Genomic DNA, 15,417 nt, shown 5'->3' on the forward strand with positions numbered 1-15,417 from the left:
GATGACTTTGGTCCCCACAGATAGCGGCTTTGGTCGACCGCCCGTGCGGCCACTACAGAATGGCGTTGAGGTCCTTGGCCCTGGCGATGTCGTCCCAGTCGACGTCGAGTTCCAGCAGGATTTCCTCGGTGTGCTGGCCGTGTTCGGGAGCGCGCGCGGGCGCCGGCGGGGTCTCGTCGAACTGCACGGGCGCGGCGACGATCCGGTACTTCTCGCCATGGTCGTCGACGTTGGTCACCACGTATCCGTTGGGCTCGACCTGCAGATCGTTGAGCGTTTCCCGCGGCGTCGCCAGGGCGCCCCACACGCCCGGTTCGTCCTCGAGCGCCTTCTGCCAGTGGGCCAGGTCGTGGCGGGCGAACACCTCGGCCAGGATCTCGGTGGCCGCCGCGGCGTTGGCGATCAGGTTGGCCGACGGCACGAAGCGTTCGTCGGTGGCCAGTTCGCCCAGGCCCATCCGCTCGCAGAACCCCACCCAGAACTTGTCCGGTTGCAGGAACACCAACTGGATCCACCGGCCATCCCGGGTCTTGTACCGGTTGACAAGCGGGTTGATGGCCAATCCGGGCGGTGCACCCGGAATCCCGTCGATGTCGAAGAAATCGGCCGCCGAGATGGACGGTGCGATCGCCCACATCGCCTGCGCCAACAGCGAGGAGTCGACGATCGCCGGTTCACCGGTGCGTTCGCGGTGGAACAGCGCGGCGCATACTCCCCCGGCGAGGGTCGCCCCGCCCTGCAGGTCACCGAACCCGGGCCCCTGGACGGCGGGGGTGTCCGTGCCGAACGGCGTGAGCGTGTAGGCGACGCCGCCGCGCGCGAGGTAGGTGGCGGCGTCGAACCCGCCGCGGTCGCGGTCCGGACCCCGCACCCCCAGCCCGGTGCCGCGCGCGATGATGATCTTCGGGTTGAACGCGCGGATGTCGTCGACTGTCAGCCGCGCCCGTTCGAGCGCGCCCGGCAGCCAATTGGTGAGGAACACGTCGGCACTCGCCAGCAGGCGGCCGAACAGCTCGCGACCGGTCTCGGATTTGATGTCGATGGCGATGCTGCGCTTACCGCGGTTGCCCAACTCGAGGATGAAGTCGGCGTCCGGTCTGGCCGCCTGCCGGGTGAACCCGCCGACGACCAGTGCGCGCCCGGGATCGCCCGATGCGACGCCTTCCACCTTGATCACGTCGGCGCCCCAGTCCGCCAGGGCCGCACCGGCCGAAGGTACGTAGGTCCACGACGCCAGCTCGACTACCCGCACGCCTTCGAGGACGCCCCCGCGGACACCAGACATCGCCAACTCCCTCGGTCGATCGCCATTCCTTGCTATTTTAGATATTCTAGCTAGTCTAGGGCGTAGTGGTAGCCCAGCTGCAGGTCAGCGCAGTTTTTCGGGGAAGAGATGCGATGGATTCGACCGGTGGCCCGAATCCGATACCCGTGACCGCGCGCCGTGTGCGCGGCGTCGACACTGGCGAACGCCGTTGGGCCCCAAAGGGAATCGCGATGACCACGGACGAAGGACTGGCATGGGCAGAGTAACGGGCAAGGTGGCCGTGATCAGTGGCGCCGCGCGCGGTCAGGGCCGCTCGCACGCGCGGATGCTCGCCGCCGAAGGCGCCGACATCATCGCGGTGGACCTGTGCGCCGACATCGAGACCAACGAGTACCCCCTGGCGCGGCGCGAGGACCTCGAGGAGACCGCCCGGCTGGTCGAGAAGGAGGGGCAGCGCGCGTTCACCGCGGTCGCCGACGTCCGCGATCGGGTGGCGCTGGCCGCAGCGATCGACGAGGGCGTGGCCGAGTTCGGGCATCTCGACGTCGTTGTCGCCAACGCGGGCATCTGCCCGCTGACGGCGGGCCTGCCGCCGCAGGCCTTTGCCGACGCCGTGGACGTGGACCTGGTCGGCGTGCTGAACCTGGTGCACGCAAGCCTCAAGCATCTGCATGCCGGCGCGTCGATCATCGTGATCGGTTCCAACGCGGCGTTCATGTCGTCTCTGAGCACCTCCGGCGGTGAGAGTGGGATCGGCGGCCCCGGCGGGGCCGGATACGCCTTCGCGAAACTGGCTGCGGCGCATTACGTCAACGACTTCGCCCTTGCGCTCGCCAAGTTCTCCATCCGGATGAACGCGGTGCACCCGACCAATGTCAACACCGACATGCTGCACAGCCCGCCGATGTATCGGGCCTTCCGGCCGGACCTGAAGGATCCGACCCGCGAGGACGCGGAGCCGGTTTTCCCGCTCGTGCAGGCGATGCCGATCCCCTATGTGGAACCCGAGGACATCAGCGAGGCGGTGCTCTTCCTCGCGTCCGACGCGGCCCGCTACATCACCGGGCAGCAACTCCGTGTCGACGGGGGCGGCTTCCTGAAGGTCAAGCCGTGGTCCGGTGCGTGATCGCATGAGCGACGGGACAACGGGCGTCCAACGCCGCCTGTACGAGCTGATGGTGCTCATGAAGGCAGCCGACGACCGGCTGTCCAAAGGCATCGGCACCGGCGAGTTCATGTGCGTCTACTGGCCCTCGCGCGGGCAGGAGGCCATCGCCGCCGCGATGGGTCTCGCGCTGCGGCCCGACGACCAGTTGGTGACCACCTACCGCGGGCTGCACGACCTCATCGGCAAGGGCGTCCCGCTGGAAGAGATCTACGGCGAGATGATGGGCCGCACCGTCGGCGCCGCCCACGGCAAGGGCGGCACCATGCACATCGCGAATCCCGCTCGGGGCGTGATGCTTTCGACCGGGATCGTCGGGGCGGGCCCGCCGGTGGCGGTGGGATTGGCGCTGGCCGCGAAACGCAAAGGCCTCGATCGCGTCACCGCGGTGAGCTTCGGCGACGGCGCCACCAACACCGGGTCTTTTCACGAGGCGGCGAACATGGCGGCGCTCTGGGACCTGCCGATGGTGTTCGTCTGCCAGAACAACCTCTACGCCGAGATGACGCCGACCGCCGACACGATGAAGCTCGAATGTGTCGCGGACCGGGCGGCCGGCTACGGCATGCCGGGAGTGCGTGTCGACGGGAACGATCCGCTGGCGATCAAATCGACACTCGATGACGCGCTGCGGCGAGCCCGCGCCGGCGGCGGCCCCACCTTCGTCGAATGCGTGACGTTCCGCTTCCGCGGCCATTACTTCGGTGACCGGATGCCCTACATCCCCAAGGATCAGCTGGCCGCCGCGATCGAAGCCGACCCGGTGCCCCGCCTCCGCGACCAGCTGGTCGAGGCCGGCATCTGTGATCGGGACGAACTCGACCGCATCGAAGAGGAGGCGCTGGCCGCGGTGGAGACGGCGCTGCAAATCGTCATGCGCGCGGAGGCCCCGTCGATCGACGAGCTGGACCGAGACGTGTACGCGACCGCGATCAAGTTCCCGGTGTGAGCATGCACGAACAAGAGATGACGATGCGCGAGGCGCTCAACCTCGCCCTGGACCAGGCGCTCGCCGCCGACGACAGGGTGTTCCTGCTCGGTGAGGACATCGCCGACCCCGGCGCGTCGGGACCGACCGCGGGCCTGTCGACGAAATACGGCCACGACCGCGTCCTGGACACCCCGATCTCGGAGGCGGCGATCGTCGGCGCGGCCGTCGGCGCGGCCATCGACGGGCTGCTGCCGGTGGCCGAGATCATGATCATGGATTTCATCGGCATCGCCGCCGACCAGCTGATCAACAACGCGGCGAAGCTGAGGTTCATGACCGCCGGGCGCACGACCGCGCCGCTCACCGTTCGCACCCAGGTCTACGCCGGGCTGGCCACCGGCGCCACGCATTCGCAGAGCCTGGAGGCGTGGTTCATGCACATCCCGGGCATGAAGGTGATCGTGCCGTCCACGCCGCGGGACGGGAAGGGTCTGCTGACGGCGGCGATCTTCGACCCCGATCCCTGCCTGTTCGTCGAGACGATCCGGCTGCAGGGCAAGAAGGGGCCCGTCCCCGTCGATGCCGGATTCTCAATCCCGTTGGGCCAGGCCGACGTCAAGCGGACCGGCACCGACGTGAGCCTGATCGGCTACGGACGCTGCGTGCACGACGCGCTCGCCGCCGCGGCCACGCTGCACGAACAGGGCATCAGCGCCGAGGTCGTCGATCTGCGCACGCTGGTACCCCTCGACGTCGAGACCCTCGTCGCCTCCGTACGCCGTACCCGCCGAGCCGTGATCGTCCACGACGCCGTCCAATTCGCCGGTCCAGGAGCCGAAGTCGCCGCGATCCTGCACTCGCAGTTGTTCTCCGAGCTGGCCGCGCCCGTCGAGCGGGTGGCCGCCCGATTCGTCCCCAACCCGGCCGCGGCGGCGCTCGAGGCGCAGGTGTATCCCTCTCCGGCGCGGATCGCCGCGGCCGCGTTGAAGACCCTCGCGGGGGCGAGAGTGCATGGCTGACTTCGTCATCCGCATCCCGCGCGTCTCGGTGGCCGTGTCGGAGGCCGAGCTCACCGGCCTGCTCGTCGACGCCGGCCAGCGCGTGGAAGCGGGCACACCCATCTACGTGATCGCCACCGAGAAGGTGGAACAGGAGATCGAAGCCGGAGCGTCGGGCACCGTGCACTGGACCGGCCAGGTCGGGACCACCTACGACATCGGCGCCCCAATCGGAGTCATCACTTCGTGAACCAGGAAAGGTGAGCACGCATGGATCTCAACGAGACTCGCGAGAGGATCATCTACCAGAAGGAGGGGCCCATCGCCCGGGTCACCCTGAACTGGCCGGAAAAGGCGAACGCCCAGGACCAGAAGCTGGCCGAAGAGGTCGACGCCGCGCTGCTGGACGCGGACCGCGACTACGACATCAAGGTGCTCGTGCTCAAGGCCAACGGCAAGGGTTTCTGCTCGGGACACGCCATCGGCAACAACGCGGTGGATTACCCGGCCTTCGTCGAGGGCGCGAAAGTCATGGGCACGCCGTGGAAGCCGCAGACCGACCTGTTCGTGAAGCCGGTGCTGAACCTGTGGGAGTTCTCCAAGCCGACCATCGCGCAGGTGCACGGGTACTGCGTCGGCGGGGGCACGCACTACGGGCTCACCACCGACATCGTCATCGCGTCGGAGGACGCCTACTTCTCCTACCCGCCGCTGCAGGGATTCGGGATGCCGTCGGGCGAATGCTCCATCGAGCCCTGGGTTTTCATGAACTGGCGGCGCGCGGCGTACTACCTGTACACCGCCGAGGTCGTCGACGCGCGCAAGGCGCTGGAGTACGGCCTGGTGAACGAGGTGGTCCCGCGCGAGCAGCTGGGCGACCGGGTGGAGGCCATCGCCCGCCACATCGCGCAAGCGCCGATGACCACGCTGCTGGCGACCAAGGCCAACCTGAAGCGGGCCTGGGAGCTGATGGGCATGCGGGTGCACTGGCAGAGCTCCAACGACCTCGTTGCCCTGGCCTCCCTCAGCAGGGACGTCCAAGAGCTGATTCAGACTGTGTTCCGCGACAAGGTGCTGCCGTCAGAGCATGCGCGACGCCAGGCCGCCGCCGCCGCATCGACCGACGGCGCCACGGCCACTTAGGTTTACGCGGGGACCGCCGGTGAACATCGCCGACCACGCCACGAAGGCCGGACAGGCGCCGGCCCTCATCGTCGCGGGCGGCGGTGGCACGATCTCCCACGCCGAGCTGTACGCCCGCAGCCAACGCGTCGCCGCAATGCTGCATGGCGCGGGGCTGCGCCGGGGCGACGGTGTGGCGCTCATCCTGCCGAACCGACCCGAGTTCCTCGAAATCACCTGGGCCTGCCAGCTATCCGGGCTCTACTACACCGCGGTCAACACCCACTTCACCCCGGACGAGGTCGCCTACGTGATCGACGACTCGGGCGCGCGGGCGGTGTTCGTCGACGCCGACATGCCCGACCTCGCCGCCCACGTCCGCGCGGCCAACAGCGCGGTGGCCGCGCATTTCGCGGTGGGCGGGCCCCTGCCCGGCTGGGGCGCATACGACGATGCGCTGGCGGCCGCCGGTGACGCGCCGCCGGTCAAGGACGGCTCGGAGATGCTGTACTCGTCGGGCACCACGGGCCGCCCCAAGGCCGTCCGCCGGCCCCTGCCGACCGACGGCAACGGCTCATGGGCTCAGGCGGTGCTGGAGCTCGCGCTGACCCACAAGTACGGGATGAGCCGGTCCAGCGTGTACCTCTCCCCCGCACCGCTGTATCACGCCGCCGGGGTGAACTACACCATGGCGGTCAATCGCGTCGGCGCCGCGGCAATCCTCATGCGAAGGTTCGACGCCGAGACCGTCCTGCGGTTGATCGAGACGCACCGCGTGACGCACGCTCAGTTCGTGCCCACCATGTTCGTGCGAATGCTCAAGCTGCCCAGGTCGGTTCGGGAAAAGTATGACGTGTCGAGCCTGCGCTGCGTCATCCACGCGGCAGCGCCCTGCCCGGTCGACGTCAAGCAACGGATGATGAAGTGGTTCGGGCCGATCATCCACGAATACTACGGCGGCACCGAGGGATTCGCGGGTACGACGATCGGTCCCGAAGAATGGCTCGCCCATCCCGGCTCGGTGGGCAAGCCCATGTCCCCGGTGCACGTCATCGGAGACGACGGCGTCGAGCTTCCCACCGGACAAGCCGGCGAGCTGTTCTTCGAGGGCGGCCCCGATTTCGAATACTTCAAGGACCCCGCCAAGACCGCGTCGGTGTCCAACGACCGCGGCTGGCGCACCCTGGGCGACATGGGCTACGTCGACGAGGACGGCTACCTCTACCTCACCGACCGGTCCACGTTCATGATCGTCTCCGGCGGGGTGAACATCTACCCTCAGGAAGTCGAGAACCTGCTGATCATGCACCCCAAGCTCGTCGACGCCGCCGTCTTCGGCGTGCCCAACGACGAGTTCGGCGAGGAGGTCAAGGCCGTCGTGCAGCCGGTCGACGGCGTCGCGCCGGGGCCCGACCTCGAGGCCGAGCTGATCGAGCACTGCCGCGCGCACCTGGCCGGCTACAAGTGCCCGCGCAGCGTCGAGTTCGTTGCCGAATTGCCCCGCGACCCGAACGGAAAGCTGTACAAGAGGCGCATCCGCGAGCGTTACTGGCAGGGGCGAGCATCGCGGATCCTATGAGGGGATGAAAATGGTCACCACCCAGAGCACCCACAACAGCCGAATGAACCAGACCCCGCTTCCGGTGCCGTGGGCGGTCCAGGCCGTCGATCGCATCCCCAAGCAGCGCTACTACGACCCGGAGTTCTACGCGCTCGAAACCGAAATGCTCTGGCCGCGCGTGTGGCAGATGGCCTGCCGCCTGGAAGAGATTCCCAAGCCCGGCGACTACGTCGAGTACGAGATCCTCGATGAGTCGATCATCGTGGTCCGCCTGGACGGGGAAAGCGTGCGCGCTTACCACAACGCGTGTCGCCACCGCGGGGTAAAGCTGGTGGAGGGCAACGGAAACCGGCGCACCTTCGTATGTCCGTTCCACGGATGGTGTTGGGGCATCGACGGACGCAACACCTTCGTGCTGCGGCCCGAGGAGTTCGACGAGCAGAACCTGAACCCGGAGGATCTTCGGCTGGTCCCGGTCCGATGCGAGCTCTGGGGCGGATGCGCGTGGATCAACCTGGACGACGACGCACCCGCGCTGCGTGACTGCCTGGAGCCCTTCGCGTCGATCTACGACGCATGGAAAGTGGAGTCGCTGCGCGTCGAGTGGTGGCAGTCGTGCCGGCTGCCGGTGAACTGGAAACTGGCGACCGCCGCATTCATGGAGGGCTATCACGTCCCGCAGACCCACCCGCAACTGCTGCCGTCGAGCATGCCGAAGCAGCCCGACCCCGCCAAGCCACCCGGACTGGCCCAGACCAACCTGTATTTCATGCGCACCTTGGGCCAAGGCATGGCCGGCATGACACATGAGAACGATGTCCGCGTCGCCGAGGGCCTGCAGAACATGGAATTGCCGGCGGACCCGGTCGAGGCGATGGCCGTGTGGCGCAGCGCGCTCAACGACGCCATCGTGCACTGGCATCGCGCCCGGGGCTGCGACATTCCCGACCTCAACGACTTGCAGCGGCGCGGCATCGACGAAGCGATCAATTTCGCCTTCCCGCACTACTTTCTGCTGCCCCAGTACAGCAGCGCCTCGTCGTACCGGATCCGGCCGCTGGGCCCGGAGGAAACCCTGTTCGAGATCTGGTCGCTCACCCGCATCCCGCCGGACCAGTGCACGGCCAAGCCGACGCCACCCGTCCCCATGCCACCTGACGACCCACGTTGGCCACCGATTCCAGCCCAGGATTTCTCTAATCTTCCCAGGCAACAAAAGGGCCTGCACTCCAAGGGATTTGAGTACATGAGGTTGTCCAGCCGCATCGAGGGCCTGATCTCCAACTTCGAACGCGTGATAGACGGCTTCCTGGCCGGCCTGCCGTACGACGCGCTGGTACCCGCGATCCAAAAGACCAACACCACCATCGACGTGCCGGTCGCCGACCTGGGCTTGCGCGCGGGGGCCCGATGACCACCCGGTGGGACCGCTCCGTGGATCTGCTGATCGCGGGCAGCGGGGGCGGCGGCATGGTCGCCGCGCTGGCGGCGCTCGACTCGGGGATCGAACCCCTGGTGATCGAGAAGCAGCCCCTGGTGGGCGGTTCGACCGGGCTTTCCGGTGGCATGGTGTGGCTGCCGAACAACCCGCTGATGCGGGCCGGCGGCATCCCGGATTCGCACGAGGAGGGGCTGGCCTATTTCGACGACGTCGTCGGTGACATCGGCGCGGCGTCATCGCCCGCGCGGCGCGAGACGTTCCTCACCGCCGGCTACGAGATGATCGATTTCTTGACCCGCAGGGGCGTTCGGTTCGTGCGGTGCCCCGGCTGGAGCGATTACTACCCCAACCACAAGGGCGGTAACGAAGCCGGTCGCGGGATCGAGTGCGTCCCCTACGACGCGGCCGCTCTGGGGAAGTGGAGCGACAAGGTCCAACCCTCGATGGCCAAGGCCTATGGCGGGTTCGTCCTGAAGACGAACGAACTGCGCTCGGTGCAGTATTTCAACCGGTCGCCGCGCGCCTTCGCCGTCGCGATGCGGGTGTTCGCCCGCACCAGGGTGGCGAGGCTGCGCCACCGGGAGATGCTCACCAACGGCGCATCGCTCATCGGCCAGATGCTCAAGGCGCTGATCGACCTGCGCGCCGAACCACCGATCTGGACCGGGACCGCGATGGAGGACCTGATCGTCGAGAACGGCCGCGTGGTCGGCGCACGCGTGGTGCGTGACGGCACCCCGGTCAACGTCGAGGCGCGCAAGGGCGTCCTGCTGGCCGCCGGGGGGTTCAGCCGTAACGCGGACATGCGCCGCCGCTATAGCGGCGAGCAGCCCAACGAGGGGCTCTGGTCGATCGCGAACGCCGGCGACACCGGCGAGGTGTTGCAGACCGCGATCCGGCTGGGCGCGAAGACGGACCTGATGGACGAGGCCTGGTGGCTGCCATCGGTTTTCATCGCCGACGGCGGTGACGCCGCAAGGGCGCTGGGCAGCGGTCGCCAGCGACCCGGCGCCATCTATGTCGACGGAACCGGCCGGCGGTTCTGCAACGAGTCCAACTCGTACGTCGAGGTCGGCAAGGCCATGTACGCGAACAAGGCGGTGCCCTGCTGGATGGTGTTCGACCGGGGCTACGTCGGCCGATACGTGTCGGGGGCAAACCCGTTCAAGCGGCGTCGGCTCCCGGAAGAACTCATCACCCGGGGTGCGGTGTTGCGGGGTGAGACCGTCGGCGACCTCGCGCGCCAGATGGGTGTTCCGGCCGACGCGCTGGAACGGACGATCAAGCGGTTCAACGGTTTTGCGGCCAAGGGTCTCGACCCGGACTTCGGGCGCGGCCAGTCGGCGTACAACGACTGCCTGGGCGATCCCGGGTATCGTCCCAACGCCGCGCTCGGCCCGCTCGAGCGGTCACCCTACTACGCCACCAAGGTCGTCCCGGCCGACGTCGGCACGTGCGGCGGGGTGATCACCGACGAGCACGCACGGGTCATCGACGAGGACGACCGCGTGATCGACGGACTCTACGCGACGGGCAACATCACGGCGACGGTGATGGGCCGGAACTACTTGGGCGCCGGTGGAAGCATCGCCTACACAATGGTCTTCGGCTACGTCGCGGCCCGCCATGCCGCCGGCCGCAGGCTTTCCGGCGATCCGAGCCGCTAGCCCTCGGCGTCCTTGTCGTCGCGGCCGACGAACTCGCGCGGTTTCATGCCCGACTGCTTCAGCTCGGCCCGCCGTGCCTGGACGTCGGAGGCGGCGCCGACCATGTTGGTCAGGATGTGGCTGACCTGCAGATGCACCCGCATACCCATCAACTCCCACGCCCGCTTCACGTTGTTCTTCACCGCCATCAGCGTGGTCAACGGGATTTGGGCGATCTTGTGGGCCATCTCCTCGACGACGCCCTCGAGGTCTTCGCGCGGCACCACCCTGTTCAGCAGCCCCCAGTCGAGGGCTTGCTGCGCGGAGAGGGTCGGGGCAAGCAGCAGCCAGTCCATGGTGCGATGCCAGTTCATCAGCAACCACGGCTCGATCATGGTGTGGCCGCCGGGTTCACCGAGGCTTTGGGCAAGCGGCATTTGGAAATACGCGTCGTCGGACGCCACGCAGAAGTCGGTCAGCAGGCCGAGATAGATCCCGCCGCCCACGCAATAACCGTGAATCGCGGAGATGGTCGGCTTCGGAAACTCCCACAGGTACAACGTCGGCCACAGAAACAGGTCCGCGGTGCCCTTGTACAGGTCCTCGAATGTTTCGCCGAAATCCGGATAGGGATTCTCGTCGGGACCCCAGCGGGCAACGTGTCCGCCGCAGAACCCTTTTCCGTTGGCCTTGAGGATGACGACCTTGATCTCTTTGTCGCGGTCGGCTGCGTGCAGGCATTCGTCGACTTCGGTGACCAGAACCGCATCTTTGGTGTTGGCCTTGTCGACCCGGTTCAGGATGATCCGCGCGATCGGCGGTTCGCGCTCGTAGATGACCGCTTCAAGGACGCGCCGCTCCATCTGCGTGACATTACCCGGCCGGGAGCCGAAATGGCACCGTCAAGTGCCATTTCCGCGAGGGTCGATCGGCGGGGCGAAAACGCTTGCCGCTCAGCGGCCTTCGCGCGCCGCACGCGCCAGCAGCCAAGCCTGGCCGTCACCCCCCCCGGAGGCGAGCAAGTCGAGATCGCCGAACGCGGCGGGCAGCTCACCGGCAGCCGCGCGAAACGGCCCCGGGGCGGCCCCGACTTCGCTCAGCACCGCGATCGCCAGCAGACCGCCGGGCGCCAGGCGTTCGACGATCGCCCGGTCGAGGCGGCGGTCCCGGAATCTGTGGCAGAGGATGACGTCCGCGGGCGGCCCGGGCGGCAGCCCGTCGTCCAGGTCGACGACCTCGAAGCGACACCGATCGCTCACCCCCGCCCGCTCGGCCAGCTCGCGCGCCTGGACCACCGCCACCGGGGATACGTCGAATCCCTCGACCCGAAGTCCGCGCTTCGCGAGCCACACCGCGGCGAGGCCGGGGCCGCACGCGAGATCGAGAGCCCTTCCGGCAGTGGGAACTACATCCGCGTGGGGCGCCAGGAAGCCGGGCGGCCCCGCGGCGTCTTCCGACGGTGGCGCCATGGCCTGGTACCGCTCATCCCAACGCTGCCGGTCCGCCTCGGCCATAGCCGTAACTGTAGAACCCGGTAGGACGTTGTAGGCGCTCTCAGCGCCTTCCTACACTGGACGAGTGTCCAAAGATGCGGTTCGCCGGTCGGATCGCCGGCCGGGACAGACGATCCGCAAAGTCCTCGATGCCGGCCTTCAGGAACTGCGCGAGTCGTCGTATGCGAACCTGACGATGCGCTCGGTGGCGACCCGCGCGGGGGTGTCGCCGGCCAGCGCCTACACCTACTTTCCCTCCAAGAGCGCGCTGGTGGCGGCGGTATATCTGCGGTTTCTTCGCGAACTGCCGCTGCGCACCGACGTCAACGACGCGACCAAGACGCGGGTCAGTGCCACCCTGCGCGACATGGCCGTCGTGGTCGCCGACGAGCCGGAGCTGACCGCCGCCTGCGGCGCGGCCCTGATGGCCGACGACCCGGCGGTCACGCCGATTCGTGAGCAGATCGGCCACGAGGTCGCCACCCGCATCGGCGCCGCCCTGGGCCCGGGTTGGCCCCGCGCCGTGAAATCCACGCTGCAGCTGACCTTCTCCGGCGCCCTGATGACCGCCCGGTTCGTCAGCTTCGACGAGATCGAGGGCCAACTCGACGAGGCCGTCGACCTGATCCTGGGTGCCCACGTGGCGTAATCCGTTGCGCGGCAACCATTACGCCACTGTTGTCAACGTGTCTGACGTCTGGCCGGCCCGCAGGAAGCGGCCGAACTTCTGCTTGCCCAACACGGGTGCGGCCCGTCCGGCACCGAACGCGAACCGCCCCGCCACGAGCACGGCGCTGACGGTGTCGTCGTTGCGGTTGACCATCCGGGACAACCCACCGTAGGAGGCCACCGGATGCTCGGCATAACGGTCCAGCGAAGCATCGAGCTTGTCCGGGTCGATCACCACGACGTCGGCGCGATCCCCTACGCGCAGCGTGCCGGCGTCGATTCCGTACCACGCCCCGAGTTCGCCGGTGAGCCGGTGCACGGCACGCTCGACCGACATGAACGGCGTGCCGTGCTTGTCCGCCTCGTGCACGTGCCGCAGCAGCCGAAGCCCCGAGTTGTAGAACGCCATGTTGCGCAGGTGTGCGCCGGCGTCGGAGAACCCCATCTGTAGGGTCTTGCTCCGCGCCAGCTTCTTGAGCACCTCGGGACGATGGTTGGAGATCGTGGTGCGCCAGCGCAGCTTTTCGCCGTGCTCCACCACCAGGTCGAGGAACGCGTCCACCGGATGCAGCCCACCGCGGTCCAGCCCCACCCGACCGAATGACTTGCCCACCACCGACGGGTCCGGGCAGGACACGATCTCGGCATCGAAGAAGTCGCGGTGCCACACCCGGGGGCCGAACCTCTTGTCGTAGTCCTCGCGAAACCAGCGGCGATAGTCCTCGTCGCGCATGAGCTGGTTGCGCTCGATCTCACCCTGCAGGTGCAGCGCCGCGGCGCCGGCGCCGAACTCCTCGAACACCACCAGCGAGATGCCGTCGGCGTAGACCTCGAATGGCACCGGCAGGTGCTGCCACCGGAAGTCGCCGCCGAGGCCGTTCACGACCCGGGCAAGGGTGTCCATGAGGTGGATCACCGGCGGGATGGCCTTGATGTCGGCCGCCGAGAGCAGGCTGGTCTTCAGCCGGGGACGGCCGAACCCCAGCGACGTCGCCAACTGCGACACCACCGACAGCGGGTTCGTGATATCGGGTCCCGACTGCAGGATCTTGTTGCGCCGCCGCAGGATAGCGTTCAGCCGGCGCAGCTCCCGGGGCTTGGCGTATGTCGACGGCAGGGTGCGCGACCGGCAAACCTCGCCGTCGAGTTTGTCGAACAGCAATTGCTGCGACGACATCCCGACGAAGCCTTCGTCCAGCGCCTCGTTGAGCATCGACTCCATCCGCGCCAGTTCCGCCGCCGACGGCCGGACGTCCTTGCGTGTCGCGCGGTCCAGTCCCATCGTCGCCGCGCGCATGTCGGAGTGGCCCATGAACGCCGCGACGTTGGGGCCCAGGTTCCGCCGGTCGAGTTCGGCAACGTACTCCGCGGGATTGGTCCACGAACGGGCCGCGTCCAGGTGCTCGATGACGTAGCGGCGCGGGATCGCTTCCACCCGGCCGAAGATGTCGCCCGCGTCCACGTTGTCCAGATAGACCGTGGACAACGAACAAGAGCCCAGCATCACGGTGGTCACGCCGTGCCGCAGCGATTCGGAAAGCTCCGGCTCACAGAGTATTTCGACGTCGTAATGGGTGTGGATGTCGATGATGCCGGGGATGACCCACTGGCCCGTCGCGTCGATGACATCGGCGCCCGCCGTGTCGAGCGGTTCGGAGGTGATGGTGGCGACCCGGCCGTCGCGCACCCCGATGTTTCTGCACACCGACGGCGCACCCGTTCCATCGAACCAGCGACCGTTGGTGATCACCGTGTCGTAGTGCATGTTCGGCCTTTCTGCCGCCCGACGCTGACGATCCGATGCGAGCATACATAATGTCCGAAGTGTCTAGCCATGTTAACCAGCAGGGGTCGTGTGCCCCCAGCGGCTATGATCCAGCTGTGGGGATCACCGACTACCGGTTTGCCGCTCGCTGATGCGCAGTCACGGTTGGGCCGGCAACACGCCCGCCTCCGACGAGGAGGCTATCGAGCGCATCCTGGATGCCGCCGACAGGATCATCGAGGAGCGCGGCTCGGCGATGCGGATCGCCGACGTGGCCCGGGCTCTCGGGGTCACCCGGCAGACCGTGTACCGGTACTTCCCGGGGACGCAGGCGCTGTTGGTGGCGTCGGCGATGCGGTCGGCAGACGGGTTCCTCGACCGGATGGCCGCCCACCTCGACGGTGTCACCGACCCGGTCGTGGCGATGACCGAAGGTATGGCATTCGCCATCGAGGAGCTGGCCTCGGACAACCAAGTGGAATTCGTGCTCAACCAACGCCACCGGGGCGGCCAGAAGGTGTCGATCATTTCCGATACCGCCCTGGCGTTCGGACGGTCCATGCTGCATCGTTACGACATCGACTGGGAGAGTTACGGTTTCGATGAGGGCGGCCTGGACGAACTGAACGAATTCAGCCTGCGGGTGCTGCACTCGTTCCTCGCCGACCCGGGGCGTCCGGCGCGCAGCGGTGCCGATCTGCGGCGCTACCTCACCCGTTGGCTGGGCCCGGCGATCGCCTATCCGCAGCTGCGGCGCGCGATGGATGCACTGCAGAGCCCCGAGCCGCAGCGAACGCGGCGGCGGCCTTCCAAGGCATCCTGACCCGGCCATCGGGCGGCGTCGACGACAACCACAAGGAGCGGGCATGACGGGCCTCGGACAGATTGCGCTCAACAGTGCGCCCGTCTTCGGTGGGGCGATGCTGGCGGTCGCCGCCGGCCAGTTCCGGGCGCCGGATTTCCGGAGGCTGATCAAAGACGACATGGATTTGTTGGACCGGCTCGAGCCCGGCGCCAGGCGCACCGAACTGCAACGCACCATCGACGCCCGCATCGACGACCTCATCGAGACCGCGGACCGGAGCAGGACGCTGCGCAAGGCGGCGTTGTCTTACCAGGGGAACTGGCGCGACATCGTGCTCGTGGTGTGCGTGGTGTTGTTCACCATCATCTGGTGGGACGTCGACCACAGCAGGGGCAACTGGCTGCCGATGTTCATCCTCCTGATCATCCTGACCGTGGTGAGCGCCGCCTATGCGTTTCGCGGCCTGCTGCGGGCCGCCCGGTCGTTGACGCCCCGACGGCCCCATTCCTCCGGGACGGACGCGCCGCGGTAGCCCGGCGCCGCCGGCGACCACA

General features: G+C 67.8%; 15 protein-coding genes. 11 read left to right on the forward strand and 4 right to left on the reverse strand.

Features of this window, described 5'->3' with window-relative positions:
- Positions 1 to 52: 52 nt before the first annotated feature.
- Positions 53 to 1,285, reverse strand: coding sequence for a CaiB/BaiF CoA-transferase family protein (locus tag A9X04_RS02270; protein ID WP_067917329.1), 1,233 nt, complete (start codon positions 1,283 to 1,285; stop codon positions 53 to 55).
- A gap of 235 nt (positions 1,286 to 1,520) precedes the next feature.
- Here A9X04_RS02270 and A9X04_RS02275 point away from each other — a divergent pair, with 235 nt between their 5' ends.
- The 8 genes from A9X04_RS02275 to A9X04_RS02310 are packed head-to-tail and all read left to right on the forward strand — an operon-like array spanning position 1,521 to position 10,152.
- Complete coding sequence (locus A9X04_RS02275; RefSeq protein WP_067917331.1) at positions 1,521 to 2,393, forward strand: mycofactocin-coupled SDR family oxidoreductase; 873 nt, start codon at positions 1,521 to 1,523, stop codon at positions 2,391 to 2,393.
- Positions 2,394 to 2,397: 4 nt separating this feature from the next.
- Positions 2,398 to 3,381, forward strand: coding sequence for a thiamine pyrophosphate-dependent dehydrogenase E1 component subunit alpha (locus A9X04_RS02280; RefSeq protein ID WP_067917412.1), 984 nt, complete (start codon positions 2,398 to 2,400; stop codon positions 3,379 to 3,381).
- 2 nt (positions 3,382 to 3,383) lie between these two features.
- The gene (locus tag A9X04_RS02285; RefSeq protein ID WP_067917333.1) at positions 3,384 to 4,382 is read left to right on the forward strand and encodes an alpha-ketoacid dehydrogenase subunit beta; all 999 of its coding nucleotides are present in this window, start codon (positions 3,384 to 3,386) and stop codon (positions 4,380 to 4,382) included.
- Positions 4,375 to 4,611 carry a lipoyl domain-containing protein gene (locus tag A9X04_RS02290; protein WP_067917335.1) on the forward strand — a complete coding sequence of 79 codons (237 nt, stop codon included), beginning with the start codon at positions 4,375 to 4,377 and terminating at the stop codon, positions 4,609 to 4,611. Before A9X04_RS02285 ends, A9X04_RS02290 begins: the two co-directional genes overlap by 8 nt.
- A gap of 20 nt (positions 4,612 to 4,631) precedes the next feature.
- Entirely contained in the window at positions 4,632 to 5,504 is an 873-nt protein-coding gene (locus A9X04_RS02295; protein ID WP_067917337.1) for an enoyl-CoA hydratase/isomerase family protein, read from the forward strand.
- A 19-nt stretch (positions 5,505 to 5,523) separates the two neighbouring features.
- On the forward strand, positions 5,524 to 7,062 hold the full coding sequence (locus A9X04_RS02300; RefSeq protein ID WP_067917339.1) for an acyl-CoA synthetase: 1,539 nt from the start codon (positions 5,524 to 5,526) through the stop codon (positions 7,060 to 7,062).
- 43 nt (positions 7,063 to 7,105) lie between these two features.
- Complete coding sequence (locus A9X04_RS02305) at positions 7,106 to 8,458, forward strand: SRPBCC family protein (RefSeq protein ID WP_067917413.1); 1,353 nt, start codon at positions 7,106 to 7,108, stop codon at positions 8,456 to 8,458.
- Positions 8,455 to 10,152, forward strand: coding sequence for an FAD-binding protein (locus A9X04_RS02310; protein ID WP_067917341.1), 1,698 nt, complete (start codon positions 8,455 to 8,457; stop codon positions 10,150 to 10,152). The genes A9X04_RS02305 and A9X04_RS02310 overlap by 4 nt, the downstream gene beginning before the upstream one ends.
- On the opposite strand, the gene A9X04_RS02315 is transcribed toward A9X04_RS02310, so the two are convergent.
- Together A9X04_RS02315 and A9X04_RS02320 are read right to left on the reverse strand one after the other, a co-directional pair.
- Positions 10,149 to 10,994, reverse strand: coding sequence for an enoyl-CoA hydratase-related protein (locus A9X04_RS02315; protein WP_067917343.1), 846 nt, complete (start codon positions 10,992 to 10,994; stop codon positions 10,149 to 10,151). The two genes, A9X04_RS02310 and A9X04_RS02315, sit on opposite strands and share 4 nt — an antisense overlap.
- A gap of 90 nt (positions 10,995 to 11,084) precedes the next feature.
- A complete protein-coding gene (locus A9X04_RS02320; protein ID WP_067917345.1) occupies positions 11,085 to 11,645 on the reverse strand; it encodes a bifunctional 2-polyprenyl-6-hydroxyphenol methylase/3-demethylubiquinol 3-O-methyltransferase UbiG in 561 nt (186 codons plus the stop codon).
- A 64-nt stretch (positions 11,646 to 11,709) separates the two neighbouring features.
- On the opposite strand from A9X04_RS02320, the gene A9X04_RS02325 reads away from it, so the two are divergent.
- Positions 11,710 to 12,273, forward strand: coding sequence for a TetR/AcrR family transcriptional regulator (locus tag A9X04_RS02325; RefSeq protein WP_067917347.1), 564 nt, complete (start codon positions 11,710 to 11,712; stop codon positions 12,271 to 12,273).
- Positions 12,274 to 12,291: 18 nt separating this feature from the next.
- Here the strand turns inward: A9X04_RS02325 and A9X04_RS02330 are convergent, their stop codons facing one another.
- Positions 12,292 to 14,058: an amidohydrolase family protein gene (locus tag A9X04_RS02330; protein WP_067917349.1), complete on the reverse strand. Its 1,767-nt coding sequence runs from the start codon at positions 14,056 to 14,058 to the stop codon at positions 12,292 to 12,294.
- A gap of 151 nt (positions 14,059 to 14,209) precedes the next feature.
- Here A9X04_RS02330 and A9X04_RS02335 point away from each other — a divergent pair, with 151 nt between their 5' ends.
- Together A9X04_RS02335 and A9X04_RS02340 are read left to right on the forward strand one after the other, a co-directional pair.
- Positions 14,210 to 14,881: a TetR/AcrR family transcriptional regulator gene (locus A9X04_RS02335; RefSeq protein WP_067917351.1), complete on the forward strand. Its 672-nt coding sequence runs from the start codon at positions 14,210 to 14,212 to the stop codon at positions 14,879 to 14,881.
- Positions 14,882 to 14,924: 43 nt separating this feature from the next.
- A complete protein-coding gene (locus A9X04_RS02340; protein WP_067917353.1) occupies positions 14,925 to 15,395 on the forward strand; it encodes a hypothetical protein in 471 nt (156 codons plus the stop codon).
- Positions 15,396 to 15,417 lie beyond the last annotated feature (22 nt).

The organism is Mycobacterium sp. E3247, assembly GCF_001667785.1.
GTDB lineage: Bacteria > Actinomycetota > Actinomycetes > Mycobacteriales > Mycobacteriaceae > Mycobacterium.